Annotated in this window: 20 protein-coding genes and 1 tRNA gene; 13 read left to right on the top strand and 8 right to left on the bottom strand. The window is 73.6% G+C overall.

The genetic code is table 11. The features are described 5' to 3' along the window. Nucleotides 1-64 precede the first annotated feature (64 nt). The 4 genes from FH969_RS07525 (at nt 65) to FH969_RS07505 (ending at nt 4,604) form a co-directional block, all read left to right on the top strand. Complete coding sequence (locus tag FH969_RS07525; protein ID WP_425462453.1) at nt 65-1,012, top strand: Ppx/GppA phosphatase family protein; 948 nt, start codon at nt 65-67, stop codon at nt 1,010-1,012. 204 nt (nt 1,013-1,216) lie between these two features. Then, nucleotides 1,217-2,512 (top strand): HAAS signaling domain-containing protein, encoded by a 1,296-nt coding sequence (locus FH969_RS07515; protein WP_139986703.1) that lies wholly within the window; start codon nt 1,217-1,219, stop codon nt 2,510-2,512. Nucleotides 2,513-2,568: 56 nt separating this feature from the next. Continuing rightward, entirely contained in the window at nt 2,569-3,102 is a 534-nt protein-coding gene (locus tag FH969_RS07510; RefSeq protein WP_139986702.1) for an aminoacyl-tRNA deacylase, read from the top strand. A 95-nt stretch (nt 3,103-3,197) separates the two neighbouring features. Next, entirely contained in the window at nt 3,198-4,604 is a 1,407-nt protein-coding gene (locus FH969_RS07505; RefSeq protein WP_139986700.1) for an NAD(P)/FAD-dependent oxidoreductase, read from the top strand. An 81-nt stretch (nt 4,605-4,685) separates the two neighbouring features. Here the strand turns inward: FH969_RS07505 and FH969_RS07500 are convergent. Then, a tRNA-Leu gene (locus FH969_RS07500) sits at nt 4,686-4,760 on the bottom strand. 71 nt (nt 4,761-4,831) lie between these two features. On the opposite strand from FH969_RS07500, the gene FH969_RS07495 reads away from it, so the two are divergent. After that, the gene (locus tag FH969_RS07495; protein WP_246071761.1) at nt 4,832-6,790 is read left to right on the top strand and encodes a bifunctional 3'-5' exonuclease/DNA polymerase; all 1,959 of its coding nucleotides are present in this window, start codon (nt 4,832-4,834) and stop codon (nt 6,788-6,790) included. On the opposite strand, the gene FH969_RS07490 is transcribed toward FH969_RS07495, so the two are convergent. The 5 genes from FH969_RS07490 to FH969_RS07470 form a co-directional block, all read right to left on the bottom strand. Continuing rightward, entirely contained in the window at nt 6,688-7,344 is a 657-nt protein-coding gene (locus FH969_RS07490) for a GNAT family N-acetyltransferase (protein WP_139986696.1), read from the bottom strand. The genes FH969_RS07495 and FH969_RS07490 overlap by 103 nt on opposite strands. Before the next feature lie 76 nt (nt 7,345-7,420). After that, entirely contained in the window at nt 7,421-8,089 is a 669-nt protein-coding gene (locus FH969_RS07485; RefSeq protein ID WP_139986695.1) for a response regulator, read from the bottom strand. Further along, the gene (locus FH969_RS07480; RefSeq protein WP_139986693.1) at nt 8,086-9,669 is read right to left on the bottom strand and encodes a sensor histidine kinase; all 1,584 of its coding nucleotides are present in this window, start codon (nt 9,667-9,669) and stop codon (nt 8,086-8,088) included. The genes FH969_RS07485 and FH969_RS07480 overlap by 4 nt, the downstream gene beginning before the upstream one ends. 31 nt (nt 9,670-9,700) lie before the next feature. Further along, nucleotides 9,701-10,570 carry an ABC transporter permease gene (locus tag FH969_RS07475; RefSeq protein WP_139986692.1) on the bottom strand — a complete coding sequence of 290 codons (870 nt, stop codon included), beginning with the start codon at nt 10,568-10,570 and terminating at the stop codon, nt 9,701-9,703. After that, nucleotides 10,567-11,496 carry an ABC transporter ATP-binding protein gene (locus FH969_RS07470; protein WP_108718035.1) on the bottom strand — a complete coding sequence of 310 codons (930 nt, stop codon included), beginning with the start codon at nt 11,494-11,496 and terminating at the stop codon, nt 10,567-10,569. Before FH969_RS07470 ends, FH969_RS07475 begins: the two co-directional genes overlap by 4 nt. Nucleotides 11,497-11,700: 204 nt before the next feature. Here FH969_RS07470 and FH969_RS07465 point away from each other — a divergent pair, with 204 nt between their 5' ends. The 6 genes from FH969_RS07465 to FH969_RS07440 all read left to right on the top strand — a co-directional run bounded on the left by FH969_RS07465 (nt 11,701) and on the right by FH969_RS07440 (nt 17,636). Then, nucleotides 11,701-12,606 carry a Bax inhibitor-1/YccA family protein gene (locus FH969_RS07465; RefSeq protein ID WP_139986690.1) on the top strand — a complete coding sequence of 302 codons (906 nt, stop codon included), beginning with the start codon at nt 11,701-11,703 and terminating at the stop codon, nt 12,604-12,606. 157 nt (nt 12,607-12,763) lie between these two features. Beyond that, on the top strand, nt 12,764-13,411 hold the full coding sequence (locus tag FH969_RS07460) for a DUF6198 family protein (protein ID WP_108718033.1): 648 nt from the start codon (nt 12,764-12,766) through the stop codon (nt 13,409-13,411). Nucleotides 13,412-13,444: 33 nt separating this feature from the next. Further along, nucleotides 13,445-14,467, top strand: coding sequence for an acetylxylan esterase (locus FH969_RS07455; RefSeq protein ID WP_108718032.1), 1,023 nt, complete (start codon nt 13,445-13,447; stop codon nt 14,465-14,467). 76 nt (nt 14,468-14,543) lie between these two features. Continuing rightward, nucleotides 14,544-14,948, top strand: coding sequence for an FKBP-type peptidyl-prolyl cis-trans isomerase (locus FH969_RS07450; RefSeq protein ID WP_139986689.1), 405 nt, complete (start codon nt 14,544-14,546; stop codon nt 14,946-14,948). A gap of 38 nt (nt 14,949-14,986) precedes the next feature. Next, nucleotides 14,987-16,078, top strand: a complete 1,092-nt coding sequence (locus tag FH969_RS07445) for a PHP domain-containing protein (protein WP_139986687.1) — start codon at nt 14,987-14,989, stop codon at nt 16,076-16,078. 79 nt (nt 16,079-16,157) lie between these two features. Beyond that, nucleotides 16,158-17,636: a DUF5129 domain-containing protein gene (locus tag FH969_RS07440; RefSeq protein ID WP_139986686.1), complete on the top strand. Its 1,479-nt coding sequence runs from the start codon at nt 16,158-16,160 to the stop codon at nt 17,634-17,636. Nucleotides 17,637-17,679: 43 nt separating this feature from the next. Here the strand turns inward: FH969_RS07440 and FH969_RS07435 are convergent, their stop codons facing one another. Further along, nucleotides 17,680-18,510, bottom strand: a complete 831-nt coding sequence (locus FH969_RS07435) for a CPBP family intramembrane glutamic endopeptidase (protein ID WP_246071760.1) — start codon at nt 18,508-18,510, stop codon at nt 17,680-17,682. Between the two features lie 446 nt (nt 18,511-18,956). Between FH969_RS07435 and FH969_RS07430 the strand changes: the two genes are divergently transcribed. Next, on the top strand, nt 18,957-21,398 hold the full coding sequence (locus tag FH969_RS07430; RefSeq protein ID WP_139986723.1) for a glycogen/starch/alpha-glucan phosphorylase: 2,442 nt from the start codon (nt 18,957-18,959) through the stop codon (nt 21,396-21,398). 410 nt (nt 21,399-21,808) lie between these two features. On the opposite strand, the gene msrA is transcribed toward FH969_RS07430, so the two are convergent. Further along, the gene (gene msrA, locus FH969_RS07425) at nt 21,809-22,447 is read right to left on the bottom strand and encodes a peptide-methionine (S)-S-oxide reductase MsrA (protein WP_139986685.1); all 639 of its coding nucleotides are present in this window, start codon (nt 22,445-22,447) and stop codon (nt 21,809-21,811) included. Nucleotides 22,448-22,516: 69 nt separating this feature from the next. On the opposite strand from msrA, the gene ilvA reads away from it, so the two are divergent. Then, complete coding sequence (gene ilvA / locus FH969_RS07420) at nt 22,517-23,902, top strand: threonine ammonia-lyase (RefSeq protein WP_246071759.1); 1,386 nt, start codon at nt 22,517-22,519, stop codon at nt 23,900-23,902. Nucleotides 23,903-24,027: the final 125 nt, after the last annotated feature.

Genomic DNA, 24,027 nt, shown 5'->3' with positions numbered 1-24,027 from the left:
GTGCGTGGGTGACGGCCGGCGACCCCAGGTGTCACCGCCCCGGGTTAGGGTGACCGGCGTGAGAGTGGCTGCGATCGACTGCGGGACCAACACGATCCGCCTCCTGGTGGCGGACGTCGAGCCGGGCGAGCGGGCGGTGCGTGACGTCGTGCGCACCGGCACCGTGACCCGGTTGGGCCAGGGCGTCGACCGCACCGGCGAGCTGGCACCGGACGCGCTCGCCCGCACGATCGACGCGGCGCGCGAGTTCGCCGGCCTCGTGACGGAGCACGGCGCCGAACGCGTGCGGTTCGTCGCGACCTCCGCGACCCGCGACGCCCGCAACCGCGAGGACTTCGTCGCCGGCGTGCGGGACGCGCTCGGTGTCACGCCGGAGGTCGTCACGGGGCAGGAGGAGGCGGCGCTCTCGTTCGCGGGCGTCGCGAGCGGCGTCGCGACCGGGCATCCCGGCCCCTACCTCGTCGTCGACCTCGGCGGCGGCTCGACCGAGCTCGTGCTGGGGCAGCGCGCGCCCGAGGCCGCGATCTCGCTCGACGTCGGCTCGGTGCGCCTGCACGAGCGGCACCTGCACTCCGACCCGCCCACCCAGGCCGAGATCGAGGCGGCGACGGCGGACGCCCGGTCCGCGATCGACCGCGCCGCCGCGGCGGTGCCGCTCGGGCGGACGGCGACCCTCGTCGGCGTCGCGGGCACGATCACGACGGTCACGGCACGCGCCCTCGACCTGCCGGCCTACGACCGCGACCGCATCGACGGCGCGGCGCTCGCGACGGCGGACGTGCTCGCCGCGTGCGACGCCCTGCTCCGCGCGACGCAGGCCGAGCGCGCGGCCATGCCGTTCCTGCACCCCGGGCGGATCGACGTCATCGGCGCCGGCGCCCTGCTGTGGCGCGAGATCGTGACGCGCGTGGCCGCGGAGGTCGCGGGGGAGGGGCGCTCGCTCGACCTCGTCGTGACGAGTGAGCGCGACATCCTCGACGGCATCGCGCTCGGTCTGGCTGCCCGCCACTGAGTCGTCTGCCTGAGTCGTCTGCCTGAGTCGTTCCGCTCGCCGTCACGCCCCGGCGACACGCCCGCCGCGACACGACCTCTTCTGCGCGCCACCGCAAGTACTACGGCGTGACGTCCCAGGGCCGGACCGCGCTCGCGCACCAGACCAAGCAGTGGCACGAGTTCTCCTCGACCCTGTCCGATCTCCTCGACGTGGAGGCCTGAGATGTCCGAAAAGTCGATCCTGGTGCGCTCGGAGTCCGTCGCGTACTACGCAGCTCGTGTCCGCGCGGCGCTGGACGGGCTCGACCCCGACGTCGTCGACGAGCTGACCGACGGGCTCGAGGCGGACCTGTCCGAGGCCGTGCTCGACGCTGTCGCGCTCGAGGGAGCCGGGCCGGGGGAGTCGGTCGAGTCGCCCGCCGCGGTACTGGAGAGCATCGACGGGGAGGCCGTCCTCGCGAGGTTCGGCCCGCCGTCGGACTACGCGGCGGAGCTCGCGGCGGCCGCCGGGGTCGAGCTCTCGCTCGCCCGCCAGGAGGCCCGACGGCGTCCGTTCCGTGACGCCTTCGCCCTCACCTCCGCGGGGGTGCGCGGCCGCGTGGACGGCCTGGTGGCCAAGCACGCGTGGCTGCGCGAGGGGGTCGAGATGCTCCGCACGCTCCGGCCGGTGTGGTGGGTGGCGCGCGGCTGGGGGTGGGCGGTCGTCGGGATGTGGCTGGCGAACCGAGCCCTGCCCGGGCGGACCTCCACGTGGGTGCCGGACAACGTCCTGGACTGGGCGGTGCTGCTGATCCTGGTCGCCGCGTCGGTCCAGCTCGGGCGCGGACGGATCTGGCAGGGACGGTGGGGGCGCCGCCTGGGCGTGCTGGCCTCCTGGGTCGGCGGCGTGCTCGCGTTCGCGGCCCTCTGCAACGTGCTGAGCGTGGTCGGCACCGACCACGAGGCGAACCTCCAGAACGCCTACGACGCCGGTGTGAGGTCGCGGGACAACGGCGTCTACATTGACGGGTTGGCAGCGACGAACATCTTTGCGTACGGGCCCGATGGGCAACCGCTGCCCGGAGTCCGGATTCTGGACCAGAACGGGCGCGAGATCATCCTCTCGAACGGGTGGGACGGCTCGAGCTGGGCGCAGACTCCGCCGGACGCGATCTGGTGGGGCGGCTCCGTCCCAGTGGCCCTGCTAGACCCGGACCTCGCACTCAACGCCTACCCCCTGGCTTTCCTGCCGGTGGACGAGAACGGTCAGCCAGTCGGGGTGAGCATGAACGACTACGGGGTTCCGGTGCTCGACCCGGACGTGACGCTGGCAGCGCCGCAGTGGCCGGTCCCTTCGCTGCCCGTGCTCGTGGTCCCGTCGTCGAACGACGCCACCACGCCCTCGGTCGACCCGACTCCTTCAGCCGACCCGACGGCCGAGGCCGACTCGAGCGCCGACCCGAGCGCTGAGGCGAGTGCCACGCCGGAGGAGGCTGCGCCGTCGGACGCCCCGGCCTCGAACCCGGAACCCACGCCGTAGGCGAGGGCGAGGCGGGAGGAGGCTGCGCCGTCGGGCACGCGACCTACCCTGGCCGCATGACTGACCACGCCGCCTCACCGACCGAAGACCCGTCCGGCACTCCCGCCCACCTGCCCGACGGCGAACGCCGCGTCCGCGACGCGCTCACCACCCTCGGGCTCGAGGCGAGCGTGACGCGGCACGGCCGGGTGTCCTCGCTCGCCGAGGCGGCGGCCGCGCGCGGCGTCACGCCGGACCGGCTGATCAAGACGATGGTCGTGCGCCGCGGCGGGGACGACTACCTGCTCGTCCTCGTGCCGGGCGACCGGACGATCAGCTGGCCCAAGCTGCGCGCGCTGTTCGGCGTCAGCCGCCTGTCGATGCCCGACGCCGCGACCGCGCTCGCCGTCACCGGGTTCGAGCGCGGCACGATCACGCCGCTCGGCACCACGCGGGCGTGGCCGGTGGTCGCCGACGCGCGCGTGACGGGCGTGATCTCGATCGGGGGCGGCGGGCACGGCGTCGGCGTCACGCTCGACGGCGACGCCCTCGTCGCGGCGCTCGGCGCCACCAGCGCCGACGTCACGGACCCGGAACAGCCCACGGCGTGAGCCGACCCTCGTGAGCCGAACCCCGATGCACCCCTGTGTCAAGGGACACAGGTCCCGACCGACCGGGGACTTGTCGGCCCACCTAACATGGGCGGGTGACCTCCTCGACCGCACCCACCGCGCGCGCCGCGGCCCGCCGGACGCCGCGCATCCTCATCCTCGGGGGCGGCTACGTCGGCCTCTACACCGCGATCCGCCTGCGCAAGCAGCTGGGGCGCAAGGACGCCGCGATCGTCGTCGTCGACCCCCGGTCCTACATGACGTACCAGCCGTTCCTGCCCGAGGCAGCGGCCGGCTCGATCGAGCCGCGGCACGTCGTGGCCTCCCACCGCCGCGAGCTGCGCGGCTCCACCGTCATCAACGGGCGCGTCACCGCGATCCAGCACGGTAAGCGCGCCGTGCAGGTCACCCCGTCCGTGGGCGAGGCGTACTGGGTCCGCTACGACCACCTCGTCGTGTCCCTCGGCTCGGTCGCGCGCACGCTCCCGATCCCGGGCCTCGCCGAGGTCGGGATGGGCTTCAAGCAGGTCGAGGAGGCGTTCGCGCTGCGCAACCAGGTCCTCGGCCTGCTCGACGAGGCGTCGTCGGTGTGGGACCCCGAGGTCCGCAAGCGGATGCTCACGTTCACGTTCGTCGGCGGCGGGTTCGCCGGCATCGAGGCACTCGGCGAGATTGAGGACATGGCCCGCTCGGCCACCAAGGACTTCGACTCCATCGACCGCGACGACCTGCGGTTCGTCCTCATCGAGGCCACCCCGCGGATCCTGCCGGAGCTCGGCGAGGAGCTCGGCGGCTACGCGCTCGAGCAGCTGCGGGGCCGCGGCATCGAGCTCAAGCTGTCCACGTTCCTCAACTCCTGCGTCGACGGGCACGTGGTGCTCTCGACCGGCGAGGAGTACGACTGCGACACCATCGTGTGGACCGCCGGCGTGAAGGCGAACCCGGTGCTCCAGCAGAGCGACCTGCCGCTGGACAAGATGGGCCGCGTCACCTGCGACGCGCACCTGCGCGTGGTCGACGAGGAGGGCAACGTGGTCGAGGGCGCGTGGGCCGCGGGCGACTGCGCCGCCGTGCCCGACCTCGCCAAGGGCGACGGCGCGTTCTGCGCCCCGACGGCGCAGCACGCCGTGCGCCAGTCCAAGCACCTGGGCGACAACATCGTCCGCGACATCGCGGGCCAGGAGACCACGCCGTACGTGCACGCGAACCTCGGCACGGTGGCCTCGCTCGGCCTGGGCAAGGGCGTCGCGCAGATCTTCGGCGTCAAGCTGCGCGGCCCGCTCGCCTGGTTCATGCACCGCACCTACCACCTGTGGGCGATGCCGACGCTCGAGCGCAAGGTCCGCATCGTGCTCGACTGGACCACGGCGCTGCTCTTCCGCCGCGAGCCCGTCGCCCTCGGCGGCGTGCAGACCCCGCGCGCCGAGTTCGTCGCGGCCGCGGCGCCGGCGCCCAGCCGGGACGACGTCCCGCAGCCGCCGGAGCTGAGCGTCACCCACTGAGCGTCGCGCCCTCGAGGCGCCCGACGGCGAAGGCCGGCTTCCGTACGGAAGTCGGCCTTCGCCGTCGTCGGCTGGTCGGGGTGCCCCCGACGAGAGTCGAACTCGCACCTGGGCCGGGTTTAAGCCGGCTGCCTCTGCCAGTTGGGCCACGGGGGCGGCCTCCCGACCCTAGTGCGCCCGGGGTGGCCGGGCGGCTCGATGTCAGCGGTGCGTGCGAGGCTGGCACCGTGCGCGACGTCCTGCTCGAGTTCCGCGCGGACACCGTCGTGGTGCACGACGGCGAGCCTCGCGTCCTCGACGTCGCCCACCTTCCGCAGCTGGTCGCCTCGCTCGACGACGGGCACACCTCCGACGTGCGGTGGGTGTGGGACTCCACGGCGCTGCGCTACGACGCGCTGCTGCGTGCGGGCGTCCGCGTCACCCGGTGCCACGACCTCTTCCTCGCCCACCGCATCCTCGCCGGCACGGCGCTCCTGGCCCGTGACTCACCAGACACCGGCGCGGGCGCCGACCCCGCGTGGTCGCACTGGGACGGTGGCCAGGCTCCCGTCGCAGCCGGCGCCAGGGCACCGGTGCCGAGCGAGTGGCGCGAGTCGCGCGAGGCGCGCCACGAGGGTGGCGAGCCGGCGGACGACGCGCTGTTCGCCGTCGGGCCGCCCGCGGACGCCACGCCGGAGCCGAGCCGCGACGTCGTCGCCGCGTGGACCCGGCAGCGGCGCATCCTCGAGTCCGTGACCGGATCGGTGCGCCACCGCCTGCGCCTGCTGCTCGCGGTGGAATGCTCGGGCGCGCTCGCCGCGGTCGAGCTGCGGCACGACGGCCTGCCGTTCCGCCGCGACCTGCACGAGGCGACGCTCGCGCGCCTGCTCGGCGAGCGGCCGCGCCCGATGGCCGGACACCCGGTGCGCCCGCGGCTGCTGGAGGAGCTCGCCGGCGAGATCCGCGACCGCCTCGACGCCCCCCGCCTCAACCCCGACTCCCAGCCGCACCTGCTGCGCGAGCTGCGGCGCAACGGGCTCGACGTGGAGAGCACGAACCGCTGGGAGCTGGCGCGGCAGGAGCACCCGGTGGTCGAGCCGCTGCTGCGGTACAAGTCGCTCGCGCGGCTCGCGTCCGCGAACGGGTGGGCGTGGCTGGACGCCTGGGTGAGTGACGGCCGGTTCCGCTCGGACTACGTGCCCGCGGGCGTGGTGACGGGGCGCTGGTCCTCGCGCGGCGGCGGCGCACTGTCGCTGCCGAAGGTGATCCGTGGTGCGGTGCGGGCCGATCCGGGCTGGCGGCTCGTCGTCGTGGACGCCGCGCAGCTCGAGCCGCGCATGCTCGCGGCGATGGCCGCCGACCAGGCGATGCTGCGGGCCGGCGCCGCGGGCGACCTCTACCAGGGCCTCGTGGACGCGGGCGTCGTGGACACCCGCGCGCACGCGAAGGTCGGCATGCTCGCCGTGCTCTACGGCTCGACCAGCGGACAGTCGGTGCTGCTCCTGCCGCGGCTGGCCCGCGCCTACCCGCGGGCGATGCACCTGGTGGACGACGCCGCACGGGTCGGCGAGGCGGGCGGCATCGTGACGACGTGGCTGGGCCGGAGCTCTCCGCCGCCGTCGGCCGCGTGGCGCGAGACCCAGCAGGCCGCGTCCGACGCGGACGCCGGCGCCGCCGCGGAGTCCCGCGCGCGCAGCCGGGCGCGCGACTGGGGGCGGTTCACCCGCAACTTCGTGGTCCAGGGGACGGCGGCGGAGTGGGCGCTCGCGTGGCTCGCGGGGGTGCGGCTCGGGCTGCGCGCGCTCGGTCGAGTCGAGCCGCCGGATCGGCCTGACCGCCGGGGCGTCGGGCCCGACGGCGAGCCCCACCTCGCGTTCTTCCTCCACGACGAGCTCGTGGTGCACACCCCGGCGGCGCTCGTGCCCGACGTCGAGCGCGTGCTGCGCGAGTCCGCCGCGCAGGCCTCGCGCCTGCTGTTCGGGCACCTGCCCGAGCCGGCGGCACTGGCCGAGCCGTCGGGACTCGCGGGGCCGGCAGGACCATCGACGTCCGACGACAGCGGCTGGGGATCGCTCGTGCCGCTCGACGTCGTCGTGGCGGAGAGCTACGACGAGGTGGACGGCGGCGCGGAGGAGGCGCTCGCCGAGGCGTCCGACGTCGTCGTGCCCTCACGAGCCGAGGCGCTCGGCGGCGAGCCGACGGACTGAGGTGCGCCCTCGCCGTCGGACATCTCCAGGAGCATGGTCCAGGTGCCGCCGGGTCCCTTGCCCTCACCGACGCTCACGAACCCGGCCTGCGTGTACAGCCGGACGGCCGCCTCGTTGTCGCGCGCGACCGAGAGGCTGATCCGTCGCACGCCGGACTCCCGGGCGCGCGCGATGAGCGCGGCGAGCAGGGCGTGGCCGATGCCGAGCCGGCGCCGACCGGGCACGATCGCGAGCGTGAGCTCGGGGACGCCCGGCTCGTAGAACCCGTAGCCGGGCTCGGAGCTGGCGAAGTACCGCAGCCACGCCGCGCCGATGGGCACGTGCAGGCCGCGCGGGCCGTCGAGGTCGACGGCGACGAGGCCGAGGTCGCCCTGTCGCCCCCAGCCGACGGCGTACCGGGACAGGCGCGCGTTGCCGAGCACGCCGCGTCGGGTGTGGTGCTCGCGCTCCCAGTTCACGGCTTCCAGGACCATGTCCACGAGGAACTCCCCGTCCGCAGGCGTGATCTCGCGAACGGCGATGTGTGGCGCTCCCACGGTCGGCGTCGACCCCATGCCGGGCAGGGTACCCGCGCGGGGTGCGCCCGCGGGGGAGGTCGCGCTGCCGCGCGTGGAGTGGTGGCGTCGCTCGTCAGCGCGGCTGGACCAGCCCCGTGGAGTACGCGAGCACCACGGCGTGCACCCGGTCACGCGAACCGGTCTTGGCCAGCACGTTGCCCACGTGGGTCTTGACCGTGGCCTCGGAGACGACGAGCCGGTCGGCGATCTCCGTGTTGGACAGCCCGACGCCGATCAGCTCGAGCACCTCCAGCTCCCGCGGCGTCAGCGAGGCGAGCGCCGGGTCCGTGGTCGCCGTGCCCTCGGTGGCGCCGTCGGGCAGCCGGGCGCCGAACAGGTCGAGCATCCGGCGGGTGACGCGGGGGGACACCACGGCGTCGCCGCTGGCCACGGACCGGATCGCGGCGACGAGCTCGTCCGGCTGGGTGTCCTTGAGCAGGAAGCCGCTCGCCCCCGCGCGCAGGCCCGCGAACGCGTACTCGTCCAGGTCGAACGTGGTCAGGATGAGGACGCGAACCTCGGGCAGCGCGGAGGTGATCGCGGCCGTGGCGTCGATCCCGTTGCGGCCCGGCATCCGCACGTCCATGAGCACGACGTCCGGTCGCAGCGCGCGCGCCATGCGCTCGGCGACCTCACCGTCGGCCGCCTCGCCGACGACCTCGATGTCCTCGACCGCCTCCAGCACGAGCCGGAAGCCCGTGCGCAGGAGGGCCTGGTCGTCGACGAGCAGCACGCGGATCACGGCTCGATCCTTCCAGGTGCGCCGGCGCTCCCGTCGACCCGGTCGCCGTCGCCGTCGCCGTCGTCGCGCCACGGCAGCACCGCCCGCACGCGCCAGCCACCGGGCGCCGCCCCGACGTCGAGCGTGCCCCCGAGCACCGCGACCCGCTCGCGCATCCCGATCAGCCCGCGACCCGAGCCCGGCACCGGGCGCTGCGGTCCGGGGCCGGCGGTGTTGGCGACGCTGAGCCGCACGTCGTCCGGCGTGCGCTCGACCTCGACGGTGATCGACGTCGCGAGCGGCGCGTAGCGCAGCACGTTGGTGAGCGCCTCCTGCACGAGCCGGTAGACCGTGAGGCGCAGCGCGGAGTCCTGAGGCAGGTCGGGGCCCGTGCGGGTGAGGGTGACCGCGAGCCCCGCCGAGCGGAACTGAGCCACGAGATCCTCCAGACCGCGGGTCGGCGCGGGCTCGAGCGGCGCGCCGTCCCGCTCGGCGACCCCCGCCCGGCCGTCGAGCGCCTCCGCGTCCGCGGCGTCGGAGCCCGGTGCGTCCTCCTCGCGCAGGTCGAGGAGGCTGCGCGGCTCCCCGGTGAGCCGGTCCGCGCGCAGCACGCCGACCACGCGGCGGGTGTCGGCCAGCGCCGTGCGCCCGGTCGTGGCCACCTCGCGCATCACGGCGGCGGCGCGCTCGGCGTCACGCGGTGCCACGCGAGCCGCGCCCTCGGCCAGGGTGACCATCACGGTGAGGGAGTGCGCCACGACGTCGTGCAGCTCGCGCGCGATCCGCGCCCGCTCGTCGGCGACGGCGAGCTGCTCGCGCTGGTCCCGCTCGAGGGCGAGCTGGTTGAGCCGGTCGACGATGCCCTGCTCGTGCCGGCGGCGGTTGTACACGCCGTTCCCGATCGTCAGCGCGGTGAGGTTGAGCAGCGCGACGAGCGAGCCCACCACGATGCGCGCCTCCCACGGGCTCGCCGGGATCGGCGCCTCGTCCGCCGTGGCGACGTCCTGCGGGGTTGACTCGGCCACGAGCACGTCGAGCGGCACCGTCGCGGCGCTCGCACCCGCGATGAGCAGAGTGGCCACCGCGAACGAGGTCCAGCCGCGGCGGGGCCCGCGGTTTGCGGCGACGGCGTAGATCGCGAAAGCGACCGCGACGTCGCCGCCCAGCGACGTGCCCAGGACGAGCATGCCGACGACGGCGAGCACGAGGCACGCCGCCAGCGCCACCTCCGGCCGCGTGCGCCGCCACCACAGGGCCGCCGTCGTCCCCACGAGGACGACGACGGCGACGACGAGCAGCACCAGGTCCGACCACGTGCCCTGCGCCGGACCGAGGAGGGGACCGGTCGTCGGCGCGCTCATCGTGACCTGAAGAAGGGCGGGCACCGCGTAGCCCGCCATGACGAGGACGTCGACGGCGCGCGGGTGGCGCGCCGCCCACAAGCGCACCGGACCGAGGCGACGGACCGCGAGGGTGGCGTCGCTCGCCGTCGTGCGCGGTGCGAACCCGGTTCCGCTGCTGCGGCCGTGGTGACCACCGGCGCCGGGCACGCCGCGGGCCGGGCCCGAGGGGCCCGGCCGGTCGGTCGCGGGGCGGTTCACGCGCGGTCGCGCTCGAGGCGGGAACGGGCGATCAGGCGTCGCGCTTCTTGGCGAGGGTGAGCCCGACGACGAGCAGGACGGCGACGTACCCGGCGAGCACGAGCCCGCCCTGCCACCACTCCAGCGTCGTCCCGACGGTGCCCGCCGTCTCGAGCGCGCTGCCCGTCGACATGAGCCGCTCACCGGCCGCGCTGGGCAGGTACGGCGAGACGTTGACGGCCCAGTCCTGCCCGATCGCGGTGAGGATCTGGAACGCGAGCGGGACCATGAGCAGCACGCCCAGCACGGCGGCGATCGTCCCCGCGCTGTTGCGCACGATCGTGCCGAGCGCGAACGCGAGCAGCGAGACCAGCATGAGGTAGAGGCCCGCCCCCAGGATGACGCGCCACGTCTCGGCCTCGCCGAGGTCGACCGCCATCCCGTTGCCCGAGAGCATCGGGTAGGTGACGAGGTAGGAGAGCAGGACACCGACGACGCCGACGACGAGGACGACGACGGCGAGCACGCTCGCCTTCGCGAGCAGGGCGCCGATGCGCCCGGGGGCGGCGGCGAAGGTCGAGCGGATCATGCCGGTGGAGTACTCGCCGGTCACGATGAGGGCGCCGAGCACCGCGACGGTCACCTGACCGAAGAAGTAGCCGAACGTCATGACGGTCTCGCCGATCCCGGCGGTCGCGGCGGCGCCGCCACCCGCGGCGTCGGCCATCACGTTGGCCGCCGAGCCGATCGCGGCGGCCATGCCGATCATCGCGAGCACCGTGATCGCGAGCGTCCACCACGTGGAGCGCAGGGTGACGAGCTTGATCCACTCCGAGCGGATCAGGTGGGCGAACGTGACCCGGCCGGGCTGCCGCGTGCGGTGGCTCGTGCGGCTCGGGGCGTCGATGGTCGCGGTGGTCATGCCGCCTGTCCTTCCTGGGGTGCGGGCGAGGAGTGGTACTCGACGTCGTCCGCGGTGAGGGTCATGAAGGCCTCCTCGAGCGAGGCGGTCTGGGGGGTCAGCTCGTGCAGCGCGATGCCCTGCGCGGCGGCGAGGTCACCGATCCGCGCGGCGTCGAGGCCGCGGACGCTGAGGGTGACGTCGTCCGACGCCGTGACCGTGACGCCGTCACCGGCGATCCGGTCGGCGAGCTCGCGGGCGCGGGGGGAACGGACGAGCACCGAGGAGCTCGTGGTCTGCTCGATCACCTGCTGCACCGGGCCGGTGGCGATGATTCGGCCGCGCCCGATCACGACGAGCTCGTCGGCGGTGATCGCCATCTCGCTCATGAGGTGGCTCGAGAGGAATACGGTGCGGCCCTGGTCGGCGAGGTAGCGCACCATCGTGCGGACCCACTTGACGCCCTCGGGGTCGAGGCCGTTGACCGGCTCGTCGAGGATGACGGTGCGCGGGTCGCCGAGCAGCGCGGCGGCGATGCCGAGGCGCTGCCCCATGCCGAGTGAGAATCCGCCGACCCGCTTGTCGGCCACCGAGCCGAGCCCGGTCATCTCGATGACCTCGTCGACCCGCCGCGTGGGCATGCCGTGCGTGGCGGCCAGGGCGCGCAGGTGGTTGCGGGCGCTGCGGCCGGTGTGCACGGCCTTCGCCTCGAGGAGGGCGCCGACCTCGTGCAGCGGGGCGCGCAGCTGCGCGTACTGCTTCCCGTTGACGGTGACCCGGCCCGCCGTCGGTGTGTCCAGGCCGACGATCATCCGCATCGTGGTCGACTTGCCGGCACCGTTCGGGCCGAGAAAGCCGGTGACCCGGCCCGGCTCCACACGGAACGACACGCCGTCGACGGCGACCTTCGATCCGTAGTGCTTGGTGAGGCCTTCTGCCTCGATCATGGTGGGCTCCCTTCCGCCGACTCCACGCTAGGTCCCCGACGGCGAGCGGGTCAGCGCCGAAGGACGGAACCTCGCGCGGAGGTGCTCACCCGGTCGGGGGAGACGTTTCATCCCGCAGGGGGAGCCGGGAACACGCCGCTCGTCGGCGTCGTTCTCTACGATGAGTCAGCACCACCCATCACCCCATCGACCTGGAGAGCTCGCGTGAGCAACCCGTACTTCACCAACGACCCCTACTTCGGGGAGAGCGAGCAGGCGAAGAAGCAGCGCCAGCAGCTCGGCGTCCCGAACGTGGCGCCGGCCCCCGGGCAGCAGGCGTACGGCCAGCCCGGTCAGTACGGCAGCTACTCGCCGACCTCGACCCTCCCGCCCGTCCCGGTGGCGGCCGACCAGCTCGAGCAGCAGTACCGGATGCCCGCCGCCGGCGCCGCCGAGACCGGCCGGATGACCTACGACGACGTGATCGTCAAGACCGGGCTCGTGCTCGGCACCATCGTGGCGTTCGGCGCGTTCTCCTGGTTCGCCCCGTCGCTGCTGGGCATGCCGGCGATCCAGACGCCGCTCATGATCGTCGGCCTCATCGGCGGCCTCGTGCTCGGCCTGGTCAACGCCTTCAAGCGGGAGCCGTCGGCCGGCCTGATCATGGCCTACGCGGCGTTCGAGGGCCTGTTCCTCGGCGCGATCTCCTCGGTGTTCGAGTCGCAGTGGTCCGGCATCGTGGCGCAGGCGGTCCTTGCGACCGTCGCCACGTTCGTCGCGGTGCTCCTGCTCTTCCGCAGCGGCAAGGTGCGCAACACTCCGCGCTTCCAGAAGATCGTGCTCACCGCGCTCGTCGGCTACCTCATCTTCTCCCTCGTGAACCTGGTCCTGATGTGGACCGGCGTGCTCGACGGCTGGGGCCTGCGCAGCGGCTGGCTGGGCGTGCTCATCGGCGTGGCGGCCGTGGTGCTCGCCGCGGCGACGCTCGTCATCGACTTCGACTCGATCCAGAAGGGCGTCCGTCGCGGCGCCCCGGCGCGCTACGCCTGGTCGGCGGCCTTCGGCCTCGCCGTCACCCTGGTGTGGATGTACCTGGAGTTCCTGCGCCTCCTCGCGATCCTGCGCAACTGATCGCGTCCGCCGCTCGACGCGGCGGTTCTGCTCGATGCGACGCCCGGTCCCCGGTTGGGGGCCGGGCGTCGTCGTTGCGCGGGCGAGCGTCGTGGCTCGGCGGCGCGCGCGCGGCCCGGGTCATCTGCCCGACACACGGTCGTGGCAGCATCGCGGCATGGCCACGGACACCCCGGGCGCTGCCACCGCACCGTACGGACCCCAGACTCCGGGGCTGCGGCACTCCGTGGCCGAGGACGTCTTCGGCATCCTCTCCGGTGCCTTCGTGGCATCGCTCGGGCTCGACCTGCTGCACAGCGTGAACGCCGTGACCGGAGGCACCGCCGGGCTCTCCCTCCTGCTCGGGTACGCGACCGGCGTGCCGTTCGGGCTGCTCTTCTTTCTCGTCAACGTGCCGTTCTTCGCGCTCGCGGTGCGAGTCAAGGGCTGGCAGTTCACGCTGCGCAGCGTCGCGGCGGTGGCGCTCGCGTCGGCCCTCGCGTCGGTACACCCCTTCACGCGGCTCGCCGTGCCGATCGAGCCGGTGTACGCCGTGCTCACCGGCAACCTGCTCGCCGGCATCGGCCTGCTCATCCTGTTCCGGCACCGGGCGAGCCTGGGCGGCTTCAACGTGCTCGCCCTCACCCTTCACGAACGGCTCGGCTGGAGCGCGGGCTACGTGCAGATGGCACTCGACGTCGCGGTCGTGCTGCTGGCGTTCACCGTGGTCGAGCCCTCGAGGGTCCTGCTCTCGGCCGCGGGCGCGGTCCTGCTCAGCGTCGTGCTCGTGCTCAACCACAAGCCGGGCCGCTACCTCGGAACCTGAGCGAGCGACCCGCACGGCCTAGGCTGGTACGCCGTGGCCTTCTTCGACATCCCCGCCGCCGAGCTCCCCTCCTACCGCCCGATCCTCCCGGTCCCGCGCGACTTCTCCGTGTTCTGGACCTCCGTCCTGGAGGAGACGCGTGAGCACGACCTCGACGTGCGGATCGCGCCTGTCGACACCGGCCTGAGCGCGGTCGAGGTGTTCGACGTCGACTTCGCGGGCTACGGCGGCCACCGCATCAAGGCGTGGCTCGCCCGGCCAGCACACGGTGGCGCGGGACGGGCTGGCTCACCTCGCCCGCACGCGAGCAGCGCGGGCATCCCCGGCGTCGTGGAGTACCTGGGCTACGGCGGCGGCCGCGGTCTGCCGCACGAGCGGCTCGCCTGGGCCGCGTCCGGCCGCGCGCACCTCGTGATGGACACCCGCGGCCAGGGTGCGACGTGGGGGACCGGCGGCGGCACGCCCGATCCGGTCGGGCCGTCCGGCCCCACCGTCCCGGGCCTCATGACGCGCGGCATCGAGGATCCGCGCGAGCACTACTACACGCGCGTCTACGTCGACGCGGTGCGCGCCGTCGCCGTCATGCGCGGCCTGGACGGCGTCGACCCGGCCCGGGTCGCCGTGACCGGGGTGAGCCAGGGCGGGGGACTGGCGCTCGCCGTCGGCGGCCTCGCCCCCGACCTGGTGGCGGTGATGCCCGACGTCCCGTTCCTGTGCCAGGTGACCCGCGCGATGGGGATGACCGACGCGTACCCCTACCGCGAGCTCGCCGACTACCTGCACACCCACCGCGACCCGGCCGCCGAGGCCATGGTGGCGCGCACGTGGTCCTACCTCGACGCGGCCCACCACGGCATGCGCGCGACGGCGCCCGCGCTGTTCTCGGCGGCCCTCATGGACATGACGTGCCCGCCGTCCACGGTGTACGCCGCGTTCAACCACTACGGGCACCGCGCCGGGTCGCAGATCGACGTCTACCGCTACAACGGCCACGAGGGCGGGGAGGGCTACCGCTGGCCGCGCCAGCGCGCCTTCCTCGAGCAGCTCGGGGCGTGAGGCCGTCGACGGCGCGCGTGGGGGCCTCCGCTTAGGCTGGGGTGTTCGCACGACTCCACCCGAGAAGGGACCCCCCATGGCTCAGTCGCTGCCCACCGCGACCGGCACGTTCGGTGAGAAGCCCGTCCTCTCCTTCCCCGAGACCCCCGCACCCGAGGACCTGCAGGTGCAGGTGCTCGAGCAGGGCAGCGGCGAGGAGGTCGAGGCCGGCCAGAGCATCGAGGTGCACTACCTCGGCCAGACCTGGGGTGGTCGGATCTTCGACAACTCCTACGACCGCGGCTCCTCGATCTCGTTCCCGATCGGCGTCGGCGCCGTGATCTCCGGCTGGGACGACTCGCTCGTCGGTCAGCAGATCGGCTCGCGCGTCCTCGTCTCGATCCCGCCGCACCTCGGCTACGGCCATCGCGGCATGCCGGCGGCCGGGATCAAGGGCACGGACACGCTGGTGTTCGTCGTCGACATCGTCGGGGCCCGCTGAGCCCCACCCCCCTTCGACCCGACCCCGACCCGACGGCGATGAGCGACCCGTACGTCTTCGACCCCGAAGCGCCCGACCCCGTCGCGGCGCTGCGGGAGATTGCGTTCTGGCGCGAGCGCGCGCGGGTCGACAGCCACCGCGTCATGGCCTACCGCAACGCGGCCGACGCGGTCGAGGGCCTCCCGGCGCAGCGCCGGGAGGCCCTCGGCACGTCCGCCGCGGCGTGGCAGCGACTGCCCGGGATCGGGTCCTCGACGGCGACCGCCATCACCCAGGCGCTCGCCGGGACCGTCCCGACGGCCCTCGTGAGCGCGCGCGCCTCGGCCACCGAGGTGCTGGCGGTGGACGACGACGCGGGCCGGGGCTTCGCCGCCCGGCTGCGCGGCGACCTGCACTCCCACACCGAGGCCTCCGACGGCTCCACGCCGGCCGGGGAGATGGCCCGCGTGGCCCGCCGCCTGGGCCGCTCCTACCTCGCGGTCACCGACCACTCCCCGCGCCTCACGGTGGCGCGCGGCCTGAGCCCGGCGCGCCTGCGCGCGCAGCTCGACGAGATCGCCGCGCTCAACGAGGCGTTGGTGGCCGAGCACGAGGCGTCCGACGGCGAGGGCGAGCCGTTCCGCGTCCTCACCGGTATCGAGGTGGATATCCTCCCGGACGGGTCGCTGGACCAGGAGAGCGAGCTGCTCGGCCGGCTCGACGTCGTGGTCGCGTCGGTGCACAGCGAGCTGCGGATGGAGTCGGCGGCGATGACGCGGCGGCTGGTGACCGCCGTCGCGAACCCGCACGTCGACGTGCTGGGCCACTGCACGGGCCGCAAGGTCGAGGGGAAGCCGCGCCCGCCGTCGACCTTCGACGCCGAGATCGTGTTCGAGGCGTGCCGGGAGCTCGGCACCGCCGTCGAGATCAACTCCCGCCCCGAGCGGCGCGACCCGCCGCAGGAGCTGATCGCGCTCGCCGTCGAGACGGGCTGCCTGTTCTCGATCGACTCCGACTCCCACGCCCCCGGCCAGCTCTCCTGGCTGCCGCTCGCGGCGAGTCGCGCGGCCCGTGCCGGGGTGGACCCGGACGACGTGATCACGACGTGGCCGGTGGAGCGACTGCTGGAGTGGACCACGAGCCACGGCTGACACGACCTCGCCGTCGCGGACTACGCTGGACGGTTCGCCGCAGCCCCGACCCCACTCGATCCGACCCGCGAGGAGCCCCATGTCCGTCCGCCGACGCGTTCTCGTCAGCGCCGTCGCCACCCTTGGCATCGCCGGGACCGCGACGGCGACCTACCTCGCCCAGGCGCCCGGCCTCGCGGCGACCGAGGTGCAGATCGAGGACACCGCGGGGATCCTCTACGCGCCCGACCTGCTCGACGGCGTGGACGACGTGCGGTTCTACGAGCCGACGACCGTCGCGGTCTTCACGAACGCGGGCGGCACCGCGGCGCTCACGGACGACTACGCGCTCAACAACGCGGTCCTCGCCTACGCGCAGGAGCAGCGCCCGGACTGGCTCTCGGCCGACGGCCAGACGTGGGCCGACGATCTGTTCATCCTCGCCGTCGATCCCGAGGGTCGCCTCGTGGGCACGTACTTCGGGGAGAACCGCGCTGTGGCCCAGGAGGCACAGGACCAGATCCAGGAGGCGACCAAGGACGACTTCCGCGCCGGGCAGTGGACCGACGGGGCGATCGACGGGATCGACGCGGCCGCCGCGCGGATGAACGAGCCCGGCGTGCGCTGGGCCGGTGGCATGCTTCCGGCGCTCGCGTGGCTGCTCACCCTCGGCGGCTCGGCCGCCTACGTGGGCACCGGGATGCGCCGGTCCCGCCGCAGCGCGCAGGCGCGTGCAGCGGGCGACACGGCGTACGCGAACGTGGTGCGGGACCTGGACGTCACGCAGGTGCACGCGCGCGTGATCCCCGAGTCCTCGCGCTACGGCGGCGCGATGCTCGAGCGGCTCGACGAGTACACCCAGGCGTTCCGCACCCTCACGCCCCTGGCAGGCGAGGCGCAGGCGATCCCGGAGCGCGACTACGACTCACCCGCCGCGCTCGCCACCCTCACCCGGTTCCGCGCCGAGGCCGAGCGCCTGGACGCCCTCGACGACGTCATCGCGGCGACGGCGACGTTCCTCACCCGCGGCGCGACCTGGGAGAGCGTGTGGGCGCACGAGGTCGAGCCGCTGCGGCGCGATCTGGACCAGGTGCCGGACCTGCTGAGCGACACCCTGCCCGACGAGGCGCGCGACCTGCCCGAGGTGGCGGCGCTGCGCGAGCTCGCCGGGCGCCTGGACGGGGAGCTGAGCGAGCTGCGCGGCGGCCTCGAGACAGGCGTGCTGACCCCTGACGACGGCCTGGACCGGCTCCGTGCCGCGCGCGACGCGCTGTCCACCGCGCTCGACACGCTCGCCGCCGCCGTGGCGCGGGTGGTGGGGGAGAAGGAGTCCGAGGAGGAGCTCGTCACGGACGAGCTGCGCAAGGCCCGCGCACGCCGCCCGGCCGAGACGACCATCCTCGCGACCGGTGATCCCACGTGGACCTGGTTCGCGGTCGGGGCCTTCCGCAGCGGCGTGGTCTCCGGGACGCACGCCGTGGAGTCCTCGCGCGTGAGCGCGTCGGGCGCCGGTGGCTCGACGGCGGGCTACAGCAGCGGCGGCAGCTTCAGCGGGTCGGGCAGCTCGTCCCGGTTCTGAGCGCTTCTGAGCGCCGCGCTCGCGTCGCCGGTCGGGCGCGCGCTCACCAGAACGCGGTGAGGAAGATGTCGAACAGCTCGGGGTTGTGGGCGTGCACGAGCACCATGAACACCACGGCGTCGAAGAGCAGGTGCACCGTCACCACGTAGGTGAGCGACTTCGTGAGCGCGAACGTCCAGCCCTGGATCAGCGCGAACGGGATCGTGAGCAGCGGACCCCACGAGCGGTAGCCGAGCTCCCACAGGAACGACACGAACACCACCGCCTGCAGCAGGTTGGCCAGCCAGAGCGGCACGTGCCGGCGGTAGAGCGCGAACACGATGCAGACGAAGAACAGCTCGTCCCAGATCCCCACGGCGTTGACGCCGACGAACAGCCGGCCGATCTCGTTGCCGGTCTCGATCGCCGGCCAGTTCCGGTAGGCGCCCGAGGACAGGAAGTACCACGGCAGGACGAGGTAGCCCGCGGTCACCACGACGAGGAGGTACGCCCACGCGCCGCGCGACCAGCGCCGCCCGGTGCGCAGCGGGAACACCACGGCGTCGCGCGCCACGAGGCGCCGCGACGCGAGCGTCGGCAGCAGCACCGCCAACGAGAGCACGACGGCGAAGCGCACCATCCCCGCATCGCTCAGGTCCGCCGCGAGGTCCGTCGCCGAGAGCAGCAGGAGCCCGACGGCGACGCACGCCAGCGAGCGCAGCAGCACCCGGTCCACGGCGTACGCCAGGAGCAGGCCGGCCGCCAGCACCGCGTAGCCCCACGGCGAGCGGGCGACGTAGAGCACGACCGCGCTCGCGCTGACCAGCGCCATCGCGGCGACGCCCCAGCCGGACGTCGGGCTGGCGAGCGTCGCGCGGGGCGCCGGGGTCGTCATCGGGTCAGTCTGTCGCACGGGACGTGCGGTGCCGCCGCCGGCGAGCGGTCCACGTCCGGAGGCGGGACGCGATCACGTGCGGCCACGGTCGGATCGCAGCCTGAGCACGACGTAGGGCCGCATCCGACGGCCGGGCAACTGTGAAATGCATCACACGTCTGCAACGGCGCTTGCGGTAAATTGCAGCCGTTTCGGGGCTCCTGCGGGGCACGACGCCCCGATCCGGTCCGGCCGCCGCCGACGTCGAGCGCCACCAACCGTGTCCCGCGAGGCCACGTACCCGTTAGCGTTGGCGCGTGTCCGAGATCACCGCAGGAGACTTCGTGCCGAACACCGCACCGACGAACGAGACCCAGGGCTCGCCGTCGTCCCCCGCAGCGCAGGCTGCCACGACCGCGCCCGCGGCCCACCGCCCGAAGGCGACCCACCCGCTGGCGCTGTCCCCGGTGGGCTCGCCGGCGAGCTCGGTCGACGGGTTCGTGCGCGAGTTCCTGCGCGAGCTGAACTTCGGACAGGGTGTGGCGCTGACGGGGTCCGAGGTCAACGACCAGTACCTCGCGCTGGCACGTACGGTGCGGCACTACCTCATGGCGCGCTGGCTCGAGACGCTGCGGCGCCAGGCCGACACTCAGTCCAAGGGCGTGGCGTACCTGTCCGCGGAGTACCTGCTCGGGCGACAGCTCAACAACGCGCTGCTCGCGACCGGCCTGACGGACATCGTGAAGCAGGGCCTCGCGCAGTGCGGCATCGACCTCGCGGACCTGCGGGCCCAGGAGGTGGAGCCCGGGCTGGGCAACGGCGGCCTCGGCCGGCTCGCCGCGTGCTTCATCGACTCGCTCGCGACGATGAGCGTGCCCTGCATCGGGTACGGCATCCGGTACGAGTACGGCATCTTCCGGCAGACCTTCGTCGACGGGCGCCAGGTCGAGCAGCCCGACTCCTGGCTCGCGCTCGGCGCGCCGTGGGAGTTCCCGCACCCGGAGGCGGCGCAGACGGTCCACTTCGGCGGTCGCACCGAGACCTACGACGACGAGGGCGTCGAGCGCTCGCGCTGGATCCCGGCGTGGAACGTGCAGGCCGTGCCCTACAACTACATGGTCCCGGGCTACCAGAACGGCCGCGTCAACACGCTCCGGCTGTGGCGCGCGGTGGCGACCGACGCGTTCGACCTGCGCATCTTCAACTCGGGTGACTACGAGGAGGCCGTGCGCGCGCAGACCTTCGCGGAGAACATCTCCAAGGTGCTCTACCCCGAGGACTCCACGCCGCAGGGCAAGGAGCTGCGGCTGCAGCAGCAGTACTTCTTCGTCGCCGCGTCGATCGCGAACTTCCTCGACGACGTGCTGCCCGAGGGTTTCGACCTCGCCAGGCTGCCGGAGCGGATCATCTTCCAGCTCAACGACACCCACCCGGTGATCGCGGTGCCGGAGCTCATGCGCGTGCTCGTCGACGAGCGCAAGATGGACTGGGACGACGCCTGGGCCATCACCCAGAAGTGCTTCGCGTACACCTGCCACACCCTGCTGCCGGAGGCGCTCGAGGTCTGGCCGGTCGCGCTGCTCGGCAAGCTGCTGCCGCGGCACCTGGAGATCATCTACCGGATCAACGACGAGTTCCTCGAGGCCGTGCGCGAGCGGTTCGGCGACGACGAGCTGCGGATCCGGCGGATGTCGATCATCGCCGAGCACCCCGAGCGGGCGGTCCGGATGGCCTACCTGGCCACCGTCGCCGGCGCGAAGGTCAACGGCGTCGCCGAGCTGCACTCCCAGCTGCTGCGGGACAAGGTGCTCCCGGACTTCGACGAGTTCTACCCGGGCAAGTTCACGAACGTCACCAACGGCATCACGCCGCGGCGGTTCGTGCGCCTGGCGAACCCGGCGCTGTCGGAGCTCATCACGGACGCGGTCGGGGTCGGCTGGATCACCGACCTCGAGCGGCTGCGCGAGCTCGAGCCGTTCGCCGAGGACGAGGACTTCCGCCTGCGCTTCCGTGAGGTCAAGGCGCACAACAAGCGTCGCCTCAACGGCGTGCTGCAGCAGCGCGACGGCCTCTCGGTCGGGGACGACCACATGCTCGACGTGATGGTCAAGCGCCTGCACGAGTACAAGCGCCAGCTCCTCAAGGTGCTGCACATCGTCACGCTCTACGACCGGATCTCCACCGGCGAGCTGGACCCCGCCGACGTCACACCCCGGACCTTCGTGTTCGGCGCCAAGGCGGCGCCGGGCTACAAGATGGCGAAGGAGATCATCCACCTCATCAACGCCGTCGGCACCGTGGTGAACGCGGACCCGAAGGTGCAGGACCGGATCAACGTCCTGTTCCCGCCGAACTACAACGTCACGCTCGCCGAGAAGCTCATCCCGGCCGCCGACCTGTCCGAGCAGATCTCGCTCGCCGGCAAGGAGGCCTCGGGTACGGGCAACATGAAGTTCGCGCTCAACGGCGCCCTCACGATCGGGACGGACGACGGCGCGAACGTCGAGATCCGCCAGCTGGTCGGCGACGAGCACTTCTTCCTGTTCGGGATGCTCGAGCCCGAGGTGGAGGCGCTCGCGGCGAAGGGGTACGTGCCGAGCTCGTTCTACGAGGCGGACCCGAACCTGCGCCGCGCGATCGACCTCATCTCCTCCGGCGCGTTCTCCGGCGGCGACAAGACGACGTTCGAGCCGGTGGTGGCGAACCTGCTGTACGAGGACCGCTTCATGGTGCTGGCCGACTACGCCTCCTACCTCGAGGCGCAGGAGAAGGTCGACGCCGCCTACGCCGACCAGGAGGCGTGGACCCGCTCGGCGATCCTCAACGTCGCCCGGTCCGGGTACTTCTCCTCCGACCGGTCGATGCGCGACTACATCGACCGCATCTGGCACACGCCGCCGACCTTCTGACGGCGGTCCTCGCCGGGTGGGCGACGCGCACGTCGGGTGCCACGGGCACGACGGCGAGGGGGCGCCTCCTGCGGGAGGCGCCCCCTCGCCGTCGTCGGCTCGGGTGACCGGCGCGTGGAGCGGGCCACCGCCGCCTGCCCGGCGGCCCGGTCGGTTTGACTGGTGGCCCGGTCGCACTGACTGGCCAGATCCTCGAGCGGCTCTGGCCCCTGGCGTCGCCGCAGGTCAGCGGGATGACCGAAGTGCCCGTGCGGGTGCCGGGTGATCCAGCCAGTCAATGTGACACGGCGACCAGTCAAAGCGGCGGGGGGACCCGAGCGTACGCTCGGGTGTCCGGCTCCCGCGGCCGCGCGCGCCGGACGCACGCCCGCCCGGGCCGCGCCGCAGCGTGGCACGCCCGAGCAGCGCTTCTAGAAGGTGACGCCCGTCGCGTGCAGCGGGCAGTAGCCCGTCGGGTTCCACACGAGGTACTGCTGGTGGTACGGCTCGGCGTACCAGAACGGGCCGGCCTCGTCCGCGGGCCGCGCGTCGGTCGTGATCGCGCCGTACCCGGCCGCCGTGAGGCGCTCCTGGTAGACCTCCCGCGTCGCGGCGATCTTCTCGGCCTGCTCGGGCGTGGTCCAGAAGATCGCGGACCGGTACTGCGTGCCGCGGTCGTTGCCCTGGCGGTACACCTGGGTGGGGTCGTGCTGGGTCCAGAACGTCTCCAGCAGCGTGTCGAGCGAGACGCGCGCGGGGTCGTAGGCGATCAGCACCGTCTCGGTGTGACCGGTGCGGCCCGTGCACGTCTCCTCGTAGGTCGGGTTCGGCGTGAAGCCGCCCATGTACCCGACGGCGGTCGTCACCACCCCGGGGATCTGCCAGAAGTGCTTCTCCTCGCCCCAGAAGCACCCCATCGCGACGTACAGCACCTGCGTGCCCTCCGGCCAGGGGCCGTGGATGGGGGTGCCGAGCACCCGGTGGGTCCCCTCGGTGTCGAACGCGGGCGTCTCCCGGCCGGGCAGTGCCTCGTCGACGGTGACCATGACGGGGGCCTTCGCAAAGAACATGGCGCTCTCCTCTCCTCAGAGGGTCAACCGTGCCGGGCACCGGAGTGTTCCCCGTGGCAGGCTGACGGGGTGAGTGAGCAGCCCTTCGACCTCGCCCCCGACCGCGCCCTGGAACCGGTTGACCACGCGGGCGACCACACGGTCGACCACGGGACCGGCCACGCCGTCGATGAGCACGCCGGACACGGTGCCGGCACCCCGGCCGCCGCCTCGCAGGCAGCCCCGCCCACGGTCTCGCTCGAGGACGTGCTTGCGGCCCGGGCCGTGCTGGGGGACGCACTGCACCGCACGCCGATCGAGACCTCGGAGGCCTACTCCGCCCTGTTCGGCGCGGACGTGCGGCTCAAGTGCGAGCACCTGCAGCGCACCGGCTCGTTCAAGGTCCGCGGGGCGATGAACCGGATGGCGCAGCTGTCCGACGGCGAGCGGCGCCGCGGCGTCGTCGCCGCCAGCGCGGGCAACCACGCGCAAGGCGTGGCCTGGGCGGCACGGCGACTGGGCGTGGACGCCGAGGTGCACATGCCCGCCGACGCGGCGCTGCCGAAGGTCGAGGCCACGCAGTCCTACGGAGCGCGCGTCGTCCTGGACGGCGACACGGTCGAGGACGCGGTGGCGCGGGCGCGGCTCGTGGCGCTGGAGGAGGGCCGCACGTTCGTGCACCCCTTCGATCACCCCGCCGTGGTGGCCGGTCAGGGCACGGTCGGACTGGAGATCCTCGAGCAGGTGCCCGACGTCGGCACGATCGTCGTGCCCACGGGCGGCGGTGGGCTGCTGGCCGGGATCGCCGCTGCGGTGCCCGCCGACGTGCGGGTCATCGGGGTCCAGGCCGCGCGCGCCGCGGCCTACCCGGCGTCGCTGGCCGCCGGCCGCCCCGTCAGCGTGCCGCCGCAGCGGACCATGGCCGACGGCATCGCGGTGGGCCTGCCGGGAGACGTGCCGTTCGCCGTCGTGGCCGGTCGCGGGGTGCCGGTGGTGACGGTCTCGGAGGACGAGCTCTCCCGCGCCGTGCTCTCGCTCGCCGAGCGGGCCAAGCAGGTGGTGGAGCCCGCCGGCGCGGCCGGGATCGCGGCGCTTGTGCCCGCCTACCGGGCGGGCGGGAACGCGGCGGCCGCAGACCTCGTGGACCGCGAGCGGCCCGTCGTCGTCGTGCTGTCGGGCGGCAACGTCGACCCCGTGCTGCTGCGCAAGCTGTTCCGGTACGGCATGGCGGCCGCGGGCCGCTACCTGCACCTGCGGGCGACGATCCCGGACCGCCCCGGCGCTCTGGCCGGCCTGCTCGGCGTGGTCGGTGGCTGCCGGGGCGACGTGGTCACGGTCTCGCACGTGCGGACCGGCGTCGGCATCTCGATCGAGGACACCACGGTCGACCTCGAGATCGCGACCAAGGGGTGGGACCACTCGGCCGCGATCGTGGCGGCGATGCGCCGGGAGGGGTACCCGACCCTCGAGCGGTGAGGCTCGCCGTCGGGCGTCGAACGCCGCGCCCGACGCACGCAGCGCGAAGGGCCCACCGCCTGCAGGCGGTGGGCCCTTCGGATGCGCGTCGCCGAGCGACGGCGGGACCGTGGTCAGCCGGCGAG

The sequence above is a fragment of the Miniimonas arenae genome (genome assembly GCF_006351005.1).
In the GTDB taxonomy this organism is placed as follows: Bacteria; Actinomycetota; Actinomycetes; order Actinomycetales; family Beutenbergiaceae; genus Miniimonas; species Miniimonas arenae.
This window is presented reverse-complemented; position numbering and strand designations above follow the sequence as displayed.